The 14,668-nt window shown below is 62.8% G+C and carries 14 protein-coding genes; 9 read left to right on the forward strand and 5 right to left on the reverse strand.

The annotated features are described in order from the left end of the window. The first annotated feature begins 39 nt into the window (after positions 1–39). The 3 genes from G6N28_RS22605 (at position 40) to G6N28_RS22615 (ending at position 2,904) form a co-directional block, all read left to right on the forward strand. A complete protein-coding gene (locus G6N28_RS22605) occupies positions 40–783 on the forward strand; it encodes a hypothetical protein (protein ID WP_163904199.1) in 744 nt (247 codons plus the stop codon). Positions 784–923: 140 nt separating this feature from the next. After that, positions 924–1,838, forward strand: coding sequence for a spirocyclase AveC family protein (locus G6N28_RS22610; RefSeq protein WP_163904201.1), 915 nt, complete (start codon positions 924–926; stop codon positions 1,836–1,838). A gap of 13 nt (positions 1,839–1,851) precedes the next feature. Further along, on the forward strand, positions 1,852–2,904 hold the full coding sequence (locus tag G6N28_RS22615; RefSeq protein WP_163904203.1) for a spirocyclase AveC family protein: 1,053 nt from the start codon (positions 1,852–1,854) through the stop codon (positions 2,902–2,904). 3 nt (positions 2,905–2,907) lie between these two features. Here G6N28_RS22615 and G6N28_RS22620 read toward each other — a convergent pair whose 3' ends face one another. The 3 genes from G6N28_RS22620 to G6N28_RS22630 form a co-directional block, all read right to left on the reverse strand. After that, positions 2,908–4,140 carry an alpha/beta hydrolase family protein gene (locus tag G6N28_RS22620; RefSeq protein ID WP_163904205.1) on the reverse strand — a complete coding sequence of 411 codons (1,233 nt, stop codon included), beginning with the start codon at positions 4,138–4,140 and terminating at the stop codon, positions 2,908–2,910. 124 nt (positions 4,141–4,264) lie between these two features. Further along, complete coding sequence (locus G6N28_RS22625; RefSeq protein WP_163904207.1) at positions 4,265–5,248, reverse strand: zinc-binding dehydrogenase; 984 nt, start codon at positions 5,246–5,248, stop codon at positions 4,265–4,267. A 54-nt stretch (positions 5,249–5,302) separates the two neighbouring features. Next, positions 5,303–5,932 (reverse strand): CofD/YvcK family protein, encoded by a 630-nt coding sequence (locus G6N28_RS22630; RefSeq protein WP_163904209.1) that lies wholly within the window; start codon positions 5,930–5,932, stop codon positions 5,303–5,305. A gap of 87 nt (positions 5,933–6,019) precedes the next feature. Between G6N28_RS22630 and G6N28_RS22635 the strand changes: the two genes are divergently transcribed. Both G6N28_RS22635 and G6N28_RS22640 read left to right on the forward strand, forming a co-directional pair. After that, positions 6,020–6,463, forward strand: coding sequence for a cupin domain-containing protein (locus tag G6N28_RS22635; protein ID WP_163904212.1), 444 nt, complete (start codon positions 6,020–6,022; stop codon positions 6,461–6,463). Positions 6,464–6,543: 80 nt separating this feature from the next. Beyond that, on the forward strand, positions 6,544–8,784 hold the full coding sequence (locus G6N28_RS22640) for an acyl-CoA dehydrogenase family protein (protein WP_163904213.1): 2,241 nt from the start codon (positions 6,544–6,546) through the stop codon (positions 8,782–8,784). A gap of 32 nt (positions 8,785–8,816) precedes the next feature. On the opposite strand, the gene G6N28_RS22645 is transcribed toward G6N28_RS22640, so the two are convergent. Beyond that, complete coding sequence (locus tag G6N28_RS22645; RefSeq protein ID WP_163904215.1) at positions 8,817–9,263, reverse strand: SRPBCC family protein; 447 nt, start codon at positions 9,261–9,263, stop codon at positions 8,817–8,819. Positions 9,264–9,431: 168 nt separating this feature from the next. Here G6N28_RS22645 and G6N28_RS22650 point away from each other — a divergent pair, with 168 nt between their 5' ends. From G6N28_RS22650 to G6N28_RS22665, 4 genes are read left to right on the forward strand one after another with little or no spacing between them, the layout of a single operon-like run. Beyond that, on the forward strand, positions 9,432–10,211 hold the full coding sequence (locus G6N28_RS22650) for an SDR family NAD(P)-dependent oxidoreductase (protein ID WP_163904218.1): 780 nt from the start codon (positions 9,432–9,434) through the stop codon (positions 10,209–10,211). A gap of 10 nt (positions 10,212–10,221) precedes the next feature. Continuing rightward, positions 10,222–11,064: an alpha/beta fold hydrolase gene (locus tag G6N28_RS22655; RefSeq protein WP_163904220.1), complete on the forward strand. Its 843-nt coding sequence runs from the start codon at positions 10,222–10,224 to the stop codon at positions 11,062–11,064. Further along, complete coding sequence (locus tag G6N28_RS22660) at positions 11,061–12,590, forward strand: class I adenylate-forming enzyme family protein (protein WP_163904222.1); 1,530 nt, start codon at positions 11,061–11,063, stop codon at positions 12,588–12,590. Before G6N28_RS22655 ends, G6N28_RS22660 begins: the two co-directional genes overlap by 4 nt. A 38-nt stretch (positions 12,591–12,628) precedes the next feature. Then, positions 12,629–13,597 carry an SDR family NAD(P)-dependent oxidoreductase gene (locus tag G6N28_RS22665; protein WP_163904224.1) on the forward strand — a complete coding sequence of 323 codons (969 nt, stop codon included), beginning with the start codon at positions 12,629–12,631 and terminating at the stop codon, positions 13,595–13,597. 4 nt (positions 13,598–13,601) lie between these two features. Here G6N28_RS22665 and G6N28_RS22670 read toward each other — a convergent pair whose 3' ends face one another. Next, positions 13,602–14,579 carry a cyclase family protein gene (locus G6N28_RS22670; RefSeq protein ID WP_163904226.1) on the reverse strand — a complete coding sequence of 326 codons (978 nt, stop codon included), beginning with the start codon at positions 14,577–14,579 and terminating at the stop codon, positions 13,602–13,604. Positions 14,580–14,668: the final 89 nt, after the last annotated feature.

Raw genomic sequence — 14,668 nt, forward strand, 5'->3', positions numbered from 1 at the left:
TGGCTATCAGTCTGCGACGATTGACCACAGAGGCGAGCGTTGAACGAGGCCGCGAACCGCAGGACGACTCTACTCGGCGCGTGGTGCGGAATCGCCTATATCGTCATGCTGCTGACCGGCTGGTGGCTCATAGGGGGATTCCTGCCGCTGCATGAGCCGTCTGCCGATGCAGCGGAGATCGCGTCGTTCTTCCGAGACGATGTGGTCAGTCTTCGGATCGGCATGGTGATCGTGATGTGGGCAGCCGCCGTGTTCCTGCCCTTCGCCGCCACGATGGCCGATTTCGTCTCCCGGTTCGAGGGCCGCAACGGTCCGCTCACCCGCACCATGACGATGGCTGGGTACGCCAACGCCATGCTGACCTTCTATCCGCCCCTGTGGTGGCTTATCAGCTCATGGCGAGCATCGGAACGATCTCCAGAACTGACATATCTGCTCAACGACATCGCCTGGCTCCAGTTCATCGGTGGTCTGTCATTGATCATGCCGATGTTCGCGGTGGTCGCGGTGGTGGCATTGACTGACTCACGACCCGAGCGCGTGTTCCCGCGTTGGCTTGGTTACCAGAGCGTCATGACCTTCCTCCTGTTCCTGCCCGATCAGATGTTGTTCTTCTTCAAGACCGGGCCATTCGCCTGGAACGGTGTACTCGGATTCTGGGTTCCACTGACGGTGTTCTGCACCTGGTTCATTGCGATCTTCGTCGTGATGCGCCGCTCGCTGCTCACCGCCACGGCCAGAAAGGCCCGCTCCGGCATCGAGGAATTTGGGGCGGTGCGATGACGACACACGGACGGCATCTGGCTCCGTCACGGCTTCCTGCCGAGATACGCGACACGACGCGGCGTTGGAGTCCGGTGCAACTGTGGGCAGTGGTTGGCGCCACGTTCATCACGTTCGAAGCCGTCGTGCTGCTGCGTTGGGTGCTCGGACCCAACTTCAAGTCGACTCCTCCTGGCCCTGACCAATTGACGGCCGGCCAGCACGCGCTTTACGTAGCTATCCAGGTAGCCATACCGATTGCGGCCGCCGTGTGCATGTACTTCTGGGTGGTGCGGCCGTGGTGGCGTGAAGGGCGGCTGACCACCGACGGCATGTTGGCCATCAGTGGCGCCATGATCTTCTTCTGGGACATGTCGATGAACTACACGTCGGTGTCGCTGCTTTACAACTCGCATTTGATCAACCGCGGCGCGTGGGCCAACGGTGCATGGCCGACCTGGATCAGCCCGAACGCCAACAACCTGCCAGAACCGCTTCTGGTCTGTATTCCCGGATACACCGCGCTGGTCTTCTCGCAGGTGGTGTTCATTCTCTGGCTGATCCGAAAAGCCAAGTCCCGCTGGCCAAACCTCGGCACGTTGGGCGTTATCGCAACGATCATCGTCGGTTTGACGATTGTCGATACGATCATCGAGACCCTGTTGCTTCGCACCGGGCTGTACGCCTATCCGGGCGCGATCCGAGGCATAACGCTCTTCGCAGGCCGCACTTACCAATTGCCGCTGTCGGAGACGATCCTGTTCGGTGGGCTCGGGCTGGGCGCGATCGCGGCGCTCAGCTACTTCCGTGACGACCGCGGAAATACCATCGTCGAACGCGGCATCGACACACTGCGATTGAGCACCAAGGGCAAGCAGCTGGTGCGCTTCTGCGCGATCTTCGGCGCAGTCCATGCGGCATTCCTGGTGTTCTACATGATTCCGCAACAGTGGTTCGCGGTGCAGTCTGACCCGTTCCCCGAAGGCTACCCCTCCTACATGATCAACGACATGTGCGTATCGGGGTCCGACGGCAACACCTGCCCCGGTCCAGGCGTACCGATGCCCCGGCCGTAAAGGACAGCTCGAAATGTCGCCGGCGACTACGGTCATCGCTCCAGACCACGTGGTAACCCAGCGAAGCCGGGCCGCATTGTGGGTGATTCACGGTGGCGCCTGGCTCGCGCTGATCACCTATTGCTGGACCGCCTGGATTGTCAGCGGTGACTTCAACACCAACACCATCGGCCGGGGCCAAGAGCCCGACTGGTACGTCGCGCTGATGCGCGGCTGGGAAGTCTTCGCGCTGGTGTGCACCGTGATGATCATCTGGACGTTCGTGGTACGACCGAAGTTGAGAACGGGGCGCTTCTCCTTCGATGGTCTGTTCGTGATCGCCTGCGGGCTGATGTTCTTTCAGGAACCCTGGATCAACTGGACGAGCTATCAGTTCCTCTACAGCACCACATCGATCAACTTCGGAAGTTGGCTTTCGCACATCCCGGGATGGAGCTATCCGCATGCCGAGTTGGTGCCGGTATCACTGTGGGCGGGCACCGCGTACTTCTGGCTCGTCGCCATACCGGCGATGGCCGGGTCGAAGTTCATGGGCTGGCTCACCCGTCGCCGCCCCGGAATCAGCAAGTTGAACTTGATCGCTGTCACTTATCTGGCATTCTGCGCCTTCGACTTGGTGCTGGAATCATTCATCACCCGAACGAACCTGTTCAGCTACGGCAGCGTCATTCCCTCGTTGAGTCTGTTCGCGGGCACGGATCATCAGTTCCCCGTGTACGAAACGGTCAGCTGGGCAGGAACATACGTGTTCCTGGCGTGTGTGCACTTCTTTCGCGACGACCGCGGCCGTTCCTTACCGGAGCGCGGAATCGAGGCTTTCCATGTCGGAGACCGAGTCAAGACCTTCTTCCGACTTCTCGCGATCGTCGGGATGTGTCAACTCTCGATCCTGTTGACCTACAACATTCCGTACCAGTTGTACGCGCTGCACTCGCAGATGTCGCCGGTTTACCTGGAACAGCCGTGGCGGCTTGGCGGGGTCTGTGGTCCTGGCACCAATTTCGACTGTCCAGGGCCGGGCGTTCCGATCCCGAGGTCAGACAGCGAAACCAACCGGACACGCTGATCGCTATCGGCCTAGGGTGTCCTCCAGCCAGTCCAGCGTCACAGCGTTCGACAACACCAGGTTGCCGAGCTGGCAATGAGTGTCGGCGCCTTCGTCCGGGGTGAACATCCGCTGGGTCACCGGGCCGCCAGATCGCTCGGCGAACACCTCGTACTGGCGCAACGGCTCGCCGCCCTCGCCGGACCCGACCAGCGCGAGGGCGGGGCAGCGGATCGAAGCCGGGTCGAGGTTGAACTCCCGCAGGTAGTGAAAAGCGTTGAGGAACGTCGTTTGTCCGAACCGCCGGATCAACGATCGGGACATCTCTTTGACCGGGGGCGGCATTTCCGCATCCGGGATCTGATCGATGTCGTCGAGGCTGAAGTCTTCTTCGGGTGTCAGTACTTCCTCGGGGTCTCCGCCCATGCCTGCCACAAACGACACCAGATAGGCCCGCAGGTCGACGATGGGGGAGTTCGCCACCACAGCGCGAATGCGGGGTTCGTGGGCGGCGGCCCGCAGCACGAAGTAGCCACCGAAACTGATGCCGAGTAGCCCCAGCCGGTCGGGGTTCACATCCGGCTGCTCCAGCGCGACGTCGATCCACGCCGACACCCAGCTTTCGGTATCCGGAACAAACGATGTCGTCGGTTCGGTGCGCGCGGTGTCCATCTGGCCCGGCCCGCAGATCTGCAGCACCCGAAAGCCACGCTCGAGTGCCGCCGCGCCGACCTGAAAGTATGTCTCCTCGAGTGTCCCGTCGAATCCGCTCGTGACGATCAGCGTCGGCCCGCCCTCGGCCGCGTTCTCGGGGACGAACCGGTAGCCGGGCAGCCGCTGCCCTTGCCACGGAAGCCACAACTCCTCGATGTCAGTGCGGTTTTCGGCCATGGCGGCGAGGAACGCGCGACGGCTGGCGAGGCCCAACTCGACATGCCTGTCCGTGCCGAACGGCGAGAAGTACTCCGCTGCGCGGTAGCTGTTGGCCGCATGCAGGTAGCGATCGCGCGCACTGAAGCGGTGTCCGAGCGCGGCCAGTCGCTGGGCATCGCTGTGTTGTCTGTCGCCGAGTTCGGCGAAGACATCGGTCCAGCTGTGCGAGCCGGCCCTGCGGATCCGGGCAGCTGCGGCCAGGCACTCGCCGACGGACGCCCCACCGTAGGCGGCCGCCCCGAGCTGGCGCAGCAGCTGAAAATCCAGCTCGGGATCCTCGAATCCGGCGACGCGCGTTGTGCTGCGGAGAGTCGAGTCTGCCACCGACGTGCTCCTTCGACGTAAGACACAGGTCGTGGTGTTTCCCACGCGGAGTCGCTTTATCGTAGCGACGCGACGTCGGGTTTCGGCGGTGATCCCGCCCGACGAACACGGTCGGATCGCCGGCTCACATCTGTGCGTCTGCCGTTCGTCGTGGCGCCAGCGCCGGATCGACGCGGACAACCGCCTTTCCGGCGATTTCATCGCGGGCATACCTGCGAAAGAGTTCCTGGCCGGCTTCCAGACCATCGACGTGCGCGCCGATGAACGGATGAAGGTCGCGCCACTCGACAAAGTCGCAGAGGGCCCGAAACTCTTCCTCAGTCCCCATCTTGTGACCGTAGATCTCCAACTCGTTCGCGAAGATCGTACGCAGGTGGGTTTCACCGATCCGCCCACTGGTTGCACCCAGGCACACCGCCCGGCCGCCGAAAGCGAGCGACTGCAACGAATGACCCCACGTCTTGGCACCCACAGAGTCGATGACGACGTCAACGGGATCGGCCAGCGGAGTTCCCGGCGCCACGACTTCGTTGGCGCCCAACTTGAGCCCAAGAATATGGCCCTGCTCGGTGCGAGAAGTCGCGGTCACGTGCGCACCCAGCGCGCGTGCCAGAGCGATGACCGCGTTCGACAGCCCACCGGATACCCCTTGGACAAGAACACGCTCCCCGTCCTGCAGGCGCGCCCTCCCGACCAGGGCGGACCAAGCGGTCAGCCACGTCGTTCCCAAACAGGCAGCTTCCTCGAAGGACAGACCCTCGGGCTTCCTTACCACGTTCGCGACAGGAACTTTCACCAAAGCCGCGAGCGTGCCGTCTACTCCGTCGGTGAGCATCTGAAACTTCGGGCCGTGGCCGAGTACCGGAAAGATGGTGACTGCGCGCCCATTCTGATCGATGCCCGCGCCGTCACAACCCAAGGTGACCGGTGGATCGAACGGCACCATCGTCACGCCCGCAAGGGTCCACAGGTCGTGGCGGTTCAAGGAGGCCGCCACGACGCGAACGATCTCGTGCCCTTCGCTGCGGCTCGGTTCCGGACGGTCGCCGAAACACAAGCCCGCGAGCGGATCCTGTGGTGCAAACTGTTCCGCATAGAGCGCCTTCATGAATCCCCTTCGTCGTGTCATGAGGTGGTTGGCTGTTTGCGGCGAGGCGATGCCTCACGACGTCCGCGCTTCGGCGCCGGTCTGCGCGTGAGTGTCGTGCGAAGCCATCACCGTCTGTAGGGCGTCGCGAACTGCCAGTGCCTGCGCCGTGGGGTCGGCGTCGACCTCGACCATGACGTCAGCCGTTCCTTCGAACCGGTGATGTCCGTGACCGACCGCTATGACAGGTCGGGGCAATCGGACCTTTGACACCGCCAACACCTTCAGAACCGGATCGATCACGAGATCTGCGTCGTCGGGGCCCAGTACCGTCGCACCCGCTTGCAAGATAGCGTTCACGGTGTCCGGTCGCGCTCGAGCACGTCCCGCCAGCCGCACAGCAAGCAGCCGCCCCGGTCGCCCATCCGCGACCCAGGCGTCGGCCGCCAGCTCACCCAGGCCGGCCACCACGACGGTCGTCGGATTGGGGTCATCGGTCACGGCCATAACCGGAAGTGATGCAGCGCGAAAGGCACTGACGTCGGGTCGATGGGTACCTCGGTCCGAGCCTGTGTTGGCGACTGCGATCACCGGGATCTCGAGCGCCGTCAACTCGGTTGCGAGACCGACGGATTTGCGGCCGCCGATCAGCGCGACCGAGTGACGTGTCGCCGGCGCATGTTGTGTGTGGCCGCAGATCGACATAGATTAAGGGCCCCTTCTTTTTAGAATTATTGTTACAGTAACAGAAGGTAGGCTCCGGCGGCAGACCGGGCGGACGAAAGGATTGCGATGGCCTACGAGCCCAAGACCTGGCGATTGAGCGACTACCAGGCGGGAGCCACGAAACCCGACGCGCTCGACCCACAGACGTCCGGCGACCTCTGGAAGATCTGGGACGTGGCACGACACGACAGCGTGCACTGCTTGTACGCAGTGGTGAATGCGGGTAACCGCACCGGAGCCCACACTCATCCCGACGCGAACCACTACACGGTGGTCATCAAGGGCACGGCGTTGGTGTGGATCGAGGGCACGATCGTGCGCCTCGAAGAAGGCGATATCGTCAGTATTCCCACTGGCGTGCTTCACGACTTCGGTGCCGACACCACCGGCGAGTGCTGGGTGGTTGATCTGACCACACCGCCGTTCGACCCGGAGAAGATGCAATTCGACCCGTCTCGTGAGGCTGAGATCGCTGAGGCTTTCCAGGCGGCGATGACCCCGCGGCCCTGAGCCCTTGCGGGTTCCGCAAGGTACTGACGAACTGCACACAGAGGATCCGGAATGAATTCTGGATTCGAGATGAGGTTGTCGTGGCACTGACCACCGAGCAATCAGAGATGCAGCAATCTGTGCGAGAGTTACTCGCCCGCCTGGTATCTCGCGAATTGCTCGATGATGTTGAGCGGGGATCGAGACCTGCGACGACGGACACCCGATGGAAGAAGCTGACTGATGTCGGCCTCCCCGGTCTTTTCATCCCGGAGCACGCGGGTGGGTCCGGGGCTTCCAACGTCGACGTCGCTGTCATCGCGGCGGAGCTGGGCCGAGTGCTTTGTCCCGATCCGATCATGACGGTGTGGGACGCCACCGAGGTGCTGCTGTGCGCGGGTACCGGGGCTAAGTACGTCGGTGCCGTCGCTGCGGGAGCGATGCGGCCCGTTCTGGCCGTTGCCGATGAGGCCGGATGTTGGTCGAACACCGTGTCGCCGGTTCGGATGCAGGACGATCGAGTCTTCGGCGACGTGGTGTTTGTGGAAGCAGCCGATGTGGCAACGCATTTCATTGTGCGGAGCTCGACAGGATCGGATACTTCGCTGCAGCTCGTCGCAGCCGACGACGATGGCGTTCTCATCGCGCCGATGGACGCAATGGTAGGCCGCTGGTGGTGGAGGGTGGAGTTCCGTGGCGCACGTGCCACCCAACTCACCCGCGACTGGAACGACGTTCGAGACGCCCGATGGCCGATATGGATGCGGATCGCCGCCTGGTGCGGAGGAGCATCGCAACGACTCATCGAAGACACCGCGGACTACGCGAAGAAACGGGTGCAGTTCGGCGTGCCGATCGGGTCCTTCCAAGCGGTCCAACACAACCTCGCGAGTGCGGCGATCGCGGCCGCCGAGGTCAACAACCTTGCGTTCACCGCAGCTGCCGCCCTCGACGCCGGCGAAACAGATGCGGCCCTTCTCTCAGCGGCCGCCGTTACCCACGGAGGAGATGGCTTCGTCAGCGTTGCGCGCCGGTGCCATCAAACATGGGGAGGCGTCGGGTTTTGCACCGAGTCGCACGTGCATCATTTCAGCCGCCGAGCCAAACTCGTTCAGCAGTCGCGCGGCGGGCGTCCTGAACACCTCGAGGCCTTCATGGATGAGCTGACGAAGGCAGGAACCATCCGACGGGCGACAGGCACGCGGGGTGATACCGATGGGCTTGCCCGCTTCCGCGCCGAGGTGCGGGAATTCGCGTGCAAGAGCGACGATCCCGTGATCGCAAAGCAGGGAACGTTTCCGCAGGGCGATACGCCTGAAAAGCGCGCATTCATACGTCGGCTCGGTGAGCGAGGCTGGCTGGGACTGGCATGGCCGCACAGTTACGGTGGCGCCGGTCTCGATGCGCGGTTCCAGCTGGTGTTGCAGCAGGAACTGGAGTACTACAGCTTGCCCAGTGCGTCCATCGAGGTCGGGATGGTCGGTCCGACCTTGTTGAGGCATGGGTCAGATGAGCTCAAGAAGGAGTTTCTTTCCCGGATCACCCGGGGTGAGCTCAACGTCGCACTCGGGTACTCGGAGCCCAATGCCGGTTCAGACTTGGCAGCCTTGTCGTTGCGTGCCGAACGCAAGGGCGACGAATATGTCTTGAACGGGCAGAAGATGTACACGAGCGCTGCACATTTCGCCGACGTCATCTGGCTGGCCTGCCGCACGGGTGGGCCTGGCTCAGGTCATCGTGGTATCTCCATTCTCATCGTCGACGCCGACGCGCCGGGCATTTCGATCAGTGAGCTCGCCACCCTGGGCACCCACCGCACGAACGTGGTGTACTTCGACGATGTTCACGTTCCGGTTGCGCGCCGCGTGGGAGCCGAGAACGAAGGCTGGCGCTACATCATGGAGGCCCTGGATCTGGAACGCCTCACCGGCTTTCCGACCGGCGGGTTCTTGCGCGACACCGACCGACTGATCGAGTGGTACTCGGAGAACGCCGGTGCGCGAACACCTGAGGTTCGCAGGCGAATCGCCGAGATCGCCCTTCGGTCCCTCGGTGCGTTCAGCCACGCCGAGCATGCGATGGACGTCCTGGCCCAACACGGTGTTCCGACCGCCGACGCGACGATGCTGAAAGTCGCCGTCACCGAGGCCCGGCAAGAGCACGCTGACGCATTTCTCGCCCTGATGGGGCCTCGAGCACTACTGCGCGGTGAGAATGGGATCCTGGCAGGACATTTCGAAGAAGTGTGGCGAGACGAAATCATTACCACGATCGCCGGCGGTGCAAACGAGATTCAACGCAACATCATTGCGCAGCGCCTTCTGGGGCTGCCGCGGCAATGACAGGTCACTCCGACGATCCCGTGCGGATCGAGCTAGGAGGCTAGCTGGTTGAGTCTGGCCTGCAACCGATCGAAGTTCTGCTCGGTGAGCCTTGTCAGTGCCCGGTCGGCGATCGGCTTGAGCAGCCTGAACCACCCCATCAGTTCGCAGTCGCCATGCAGCCGTACTCGACTCCGCATTTCGTCTAGCCGCTCGACCTCGTACCACACGTCGTATCGGCAAAGGCCAGACCGCGATACTTCGCGCCACCGGTGCGGAGGGTCCCAGGCGACAATCTCGATCTCGATCTCGTATCTGAACGGCAGTCCAGGAATCGTCTGGAGCTGGCGGCTCTTTTCGCCTACCCCGCCTCGAACTTCAGAGACGACGGTCGACGACAGCGTTCCGGCCCACCATTCCGCGTCAGCGTCACGGTCGGAGTAGTACTCGAAGGCAATCTGCTGGGGGCAGTTGACCTCTCGGCTGACATCGACCTTCATTCTAGATCTCCGGTCTCTCGCAGATGGTTCACCGCCATCCTGTCGTCAACTCAACAGCGGCAGGGTATTCCGAACTTTTGGAGACACTGTTACGGTAACAGATGTTACGGTCATGACCGAGGGTTTCACCGGACCCGGATGCCGGCGCTAGGCCGTTTGGGAGGCGCAGTGGACCGATTCACCGGAAAGGTCGCCATCGTTACCGGCGGCGGTTCTGGAATAGGCGAGGCGACGGCACGCCGGCTTGCCGCAGAGGGCGCACTGGTGGTGGTCGCAGATGTGATAGCCGAACGCTGTGAAGCGGTCGCGAAGTCGATCGTCGCGGACGGTGGCGTCGCCGCCGCGAAGACGGTCGACGTGACTTCGCGCGCCACCGTCGACGACTTGGTCGAATCGACTCTCGATACACACGGGCAACTCGACGTCATGGTGAACAACGCGGGGTTGGGGTCAATAGGACCATTGACCTTGCTGAGCGACGAGACACTCGACAACCTGTTGAACATCAACATCAAGGGCGTCGTGCATGGCACCGCAGCTGCGGGACGGGTCATGCAGGGCTCGAACACAGGCGGGGCGATCGTCAATACCTCCTCGGCCGCCGCAACGTTCGGATCGCCGTTTCAAGCCGTCTACTCGGCGACGAAAGGTGCCGTTCTCTCGCTCACCCGATCGGCGGCGATGGAGTTCGCTCCGACGATCAGGGTCAACGCTGTCTGCCCGGGCGGTGTTCGGACGCGGTTCATGGCAGCGGCGACAGGCATGGACGTGCCGCCCGAGATGGACGAGGTAGCCGGCAAGGTGCACCCGCTCGGGCGGATGGGTGAGGCACACGAAATCGCCTCAGCCATCGCATTTCTCGCATCTGCCGATGCTACCTTTATCACCGGCGTTGGTTTGCCCGTCGACGGTGGTATGACCGCTGGGGCACTTATCGATCTGGGTTGAGGAGACGCGCATGACAGATCAGCTTCGGGTGACCACCGCTGACGGGCTCTCGCTGGTCGCGCAGGCTGAAGGTGACGAAGCTGCGCTGAAAGTCGTCTTGATCGGCGGAACCGCCCAAGTGGCGTCGCTGTGGGCGGGCGTCGCGGCGGGCCTCGCTGACTCCTACCGAATCATCACCTTCGACGGGCGTGATGTCGGTGACTCGGATCGAGCATCGACGAGCTACTCAACCGACACCCTGGCCGCAGATGCGATCGCGGTACTCGATGCCTTCGGCGGAGGCGCAGCGGCATTCGCTGGAATCTCCCTCGGAGGTTGCGTTGCCCTGCAAGTGGCGAGGCTCTACCCCGAACGTGTCTGGGCCGTAGCGACGGGGTCGTGCTGGGCGCGCACAGATCAGCATTTGCAGAACCAATTCAAGTTTTGGATCGACCTCAACGAGAACCACGGGTTCGGACTGGTGTTCCGCTTGATGTCGTTCATGGCTTTCTCCGTTGAAACCCAGCAGGTGATGGGGGATATGAGCGGGCTTGCCGCAGCAGTCGAAGCGGGCACGGACGCTGATGCATTTCGCAGGCAAGTTGAGGCTGATCTGTCGCACAATCTAACCGACGATGAACTTGCCGAGATTCGAGCGCCGTTGCTGGCGATGTGGGGTGACCAAGATTTGATCGTGCCTCGTCGATACGCCGAGCAACTCGCGGCAGCCGTGCCCAACGCGGAACTGGTCGGGCTCGCCCCGGTGAGTCATTCCATGATGGTGGACCATCCTGAGCAGTTCATCGGCAATGTGCGCTCCTGGCTGGACAAACACCGGGATGCGAGCCCGGTGGTGTCGGATACCGGGGTATGAACGTCGCGAAAAGGCTTGAGGCCGCGGCGCAGAAGTGGTCCGGGCGCACGGCGCTGATCTTCGAGCAAGGCGCCGGGACTTGGACGTACGCCGAACTCGACTGGCGCGCTTCCCGGGTCGCATCCGCGCTGGACCGGCTCGGCGTCAAACGCGGTGATCGGCTGGCAATTTTTCTGACCAATACCCCCGATCATGTCGCGATCTGGTTCGGTGCGCTCAAGGCCGGCGTCGTGGTCGTTGACATGAACATCGTTCTCGGCGACGAAGAGTGGCGCTACATCGTGGCGGACTGTACCCCCGCGCTGATCGTGACGTCCCCCGTGTTCACCGAACGAGTCACACATCTAGGCGATGAGCTGGGCATACCGGTGATCGAGCAAGGGGAGCTGTGGCGCACTGACGCAGAACCGCCATCCACCACCAGCGTCGACGTCGACGACGAGGAGTTGGCGGTGATCGCCTACACCAGCGGGACCACCGGCCTGCCGAAAGGTGTCATGCACTGCCACCAGCGGCTCGATCTCGCGATCGAGCTGATGGGCGAGGTCCGCTCGATAGGGGTGGATGATGTCGTCCCGACATTCCTGCCGCTGTTTCCTTTGCACGCCAACCTGTCACAGGCCGGAAATGCCATCGCATGTGGCGCCTCGCTGCTGTTGATGGAGAAGTTCGACCCGGAATCGTTTACGGAACTGTCACGGCGACTGCGCATCTCGGCGGGTACGGTGGTGCCCGCCATCATCGCCGCCATGCTGGCAATGCCGGAGCAAAATCAGCCGAGATTCGCCGATGGCGCGCGGTTGAGCGTGGGCGGAGCCCCGCTCGCGCCGGCGACCAGAGAAGCTTTCGAGAACCGATTCTCGGTACATCTGTGTCAAGGCTTCGGCTCCACGGAGATCATGGGCGCCATTGCGATGGAGCGCGAAGACCGCAAGGCGCCGTGGGGGAGTTGCGGTGAGCTCTGGCCAGGCCTGGCCGAGAACGGATTGGTCCGGGTCGTCGACGACCGCGGTAAAGATGTGGCACCGGGCGAAACCGGCGAGTTCTTGGTGCACCGCGACAGGGCACTCCTCGGATACTGGAATTCGCCGCAGCTGACCGAAGAGGCATTCATCGACCGGAACTGGTTCCGGACGGGTGACGTCGGACGGATCGACGAAGAGGGCTTCGTTTACCTGCTCGACCGCAAGAAGGACATGATCATCCGTGGTGGCTTCAACATCTATACCGCCGAGATCGAGCGTGTTCTCGCCGAGAACCCTGTCGTCGCCGAGGCACATGTAGTTGGTGTGCCCGACGCTGTTCTCGGGGAGGTGCCCAAGGCGTATGTGGTCTTGAACCCGAACGTTTCGGCCGACGGGGAACTCGCTGAGAAGTTGATGGAACACGTCCGCGATCGTTTGGGAAGGTTGAAGGTGGTGGACCACGTCGTGTTCATCGACGCGGCTGCGTTGCCACGTAACGCCATGGGCAAGGTGCTGAAACGCGAGCTGCGCGCGCAGCAAGACGTGACGCGGACGTCCTGAAGCTTCCACAGCTGTCTGCATTCCGAGAGGGGTCGAAGATGACCGATCTGACGGGTCGGGTCGCTGTTGTCAGTGGGGCGGGACGTGGCATCGGTCGCGCGCATGCCTTGCATCTCGCCCGACTGGGCGCTGCCGTAGTGGTCAACGACATCGGTGTCGGTGTCAACGGGGCCGAAACGGCTGAGAACCCAGCGTCGGATGTGGTGGCCGAGATCTCCCGTGCGGGAGGTAGAGCGACAGCCTCCACGGATTCGGTCGCGACCGCCGACGGCGGTGGCGCGATCGTCGACCTTGCGCTGAGGGAATACGGCCGGCTGGACATCGTCATCCACAACGCTGGAATCATCGGTGCCGGACCGGTGGCAACCCAGCCGTGGGAAGACATCGAAGCCGTGATGGCGGTGCACCTGCACGGCGCCTATCACCTGATAAGGGCGGCGTGGCCGACGATGGCGGCGGCGAACTTCGGCCGCATCGTGCTGACAAGCTCGGGCGCGATCTTCGGTCATCCGTTGGCGCACGCCTACGCCGCGGCCAAGGCCGGAATCATCGGTCTGACCAAGTCGTTGGCGCTCGAAGCGGAAGCCGCCGGGATAGATATCAAGATCAACGCGCTCGCACCGATCGGTGCTACCCGGATGGCGCGAGATGAGCAGAAGTCTCGATGGGGCGAGTTGATGGACCCCGACGCCGTTTCTGCGGTCGCGGCCTACCTGGCCAGCCCGCAGTGTCGGGTGTCCGGCGAAGCGTTTCATGGCGGTGGCGGTCACGTCAGCCGAATCGTCCTAGGAATTGGACGGGGGTGGGCGAAAGGCGAACCGGGGATCACCGCCGGTGACATCGCCACGCATCTGACCGAGGTGATGGACCTTCGAGGCCTTGCGATACCGAAGACCACCAACGAGATGACCGACTTCCTCTACCAGGTCGCCACGGGCAGGAGCGCCACATTGAGTGGCGCCGAGATCATTCCGACGGAGGCCCGCGGCGCGAAGGCAGAAAGTTAGCGGGTCACCGGATCGCCATGGCGTTGGCTGGCGAGCCCATTCCGCCTGGGATGTACAGCGGTTGAGACACGAAGAAGAAGTCATACCTTCGGTCTGCCGAACAGGCGATGGCGAGGTCGCGGAAGTCGAACAGCTCCCCGAACGGCAAGCCGAGGTTTCGTTGCATTCGTACGTGAGCAGATCTGGCATTGTCGGGCTGAAAGGGTGAAATCTCGACCGCCAGGTTGTCGGCCGTGACCGCAGCCCACCGCTGGCCGTGAGCCAGGGGGGCCAAATCAGCGGAAATGCCTGGCGCGGCCGGTGCAAAGGTTTCGCCGACGGGTGTCATCAGTTCCGCTCGGCCGGCTTCGTCGGCATCGAGATAGGTTTCTACCCAACCGGTTCGGAAGCAGACGATGTCGCCCGGCAACATCTGACACTGTTGATAACGCAAGCATTCCTCCACCTCGGCTTCGGTGATGAGGAAATCCGATGGGAGGGGATCGTCTGCACCATCGGCGACCATGCGGGCGACGTCGAGCAGCAGACCTCGACCTGCGATGCCTCGCGCGGCGAACTTGTCGATGCCGTTTCGGTGGGCATAGCCGTCAGAATCGATGTCTTCGGGTCGAACCCCGTTGTAGAAGACACCTTCCACCCCGGCTTCGACCGCTCCGGTATGAACGAGGGAGTCCCACTGCGTGGAACCCTGGGTGGCAAGCACGATGTGATCGTCGTTGACGACGACGCCGGCGAACTCGAGATTATGTAGGTGCGCGGTCTTGTGGTGCTCAGGGCGACCGATAGGTCGATTGCTGGGCAGGTTGACCGGAAGGTTCAACGGGTAGGTGCGGCCCTGGCGCACACAAGCGGATCCTCGAAGCACGGCATCATGGGTGAGATAGTTGAGCGTGCCGAGCTCGTCATCGTCTCCGAAAACCCCCCAGTTGGACAGCTCGGGGGCGCCGGCGCGCGGGGGCTTGAGCTCCAGTTCATCGAGCATCTGAATTCCTATAGGGAAGGACCGTTTTCGGATCGACCCACGAGTGGGTCGCACGGGATATCGCACCGAGGCGCATGACGAGTATCGTG

The organism is Mycolicibacterium pulveris, assembly GCF_010725725.1.
In the GTDB taxonomy this organism is placed as follows: domain Bacteria; phylum Actinomycetota; class Actinomycetes; order Mycobacteriales; family Mycobacteriaceae; genus Mycobacterium; species Mycobacterium pulveris.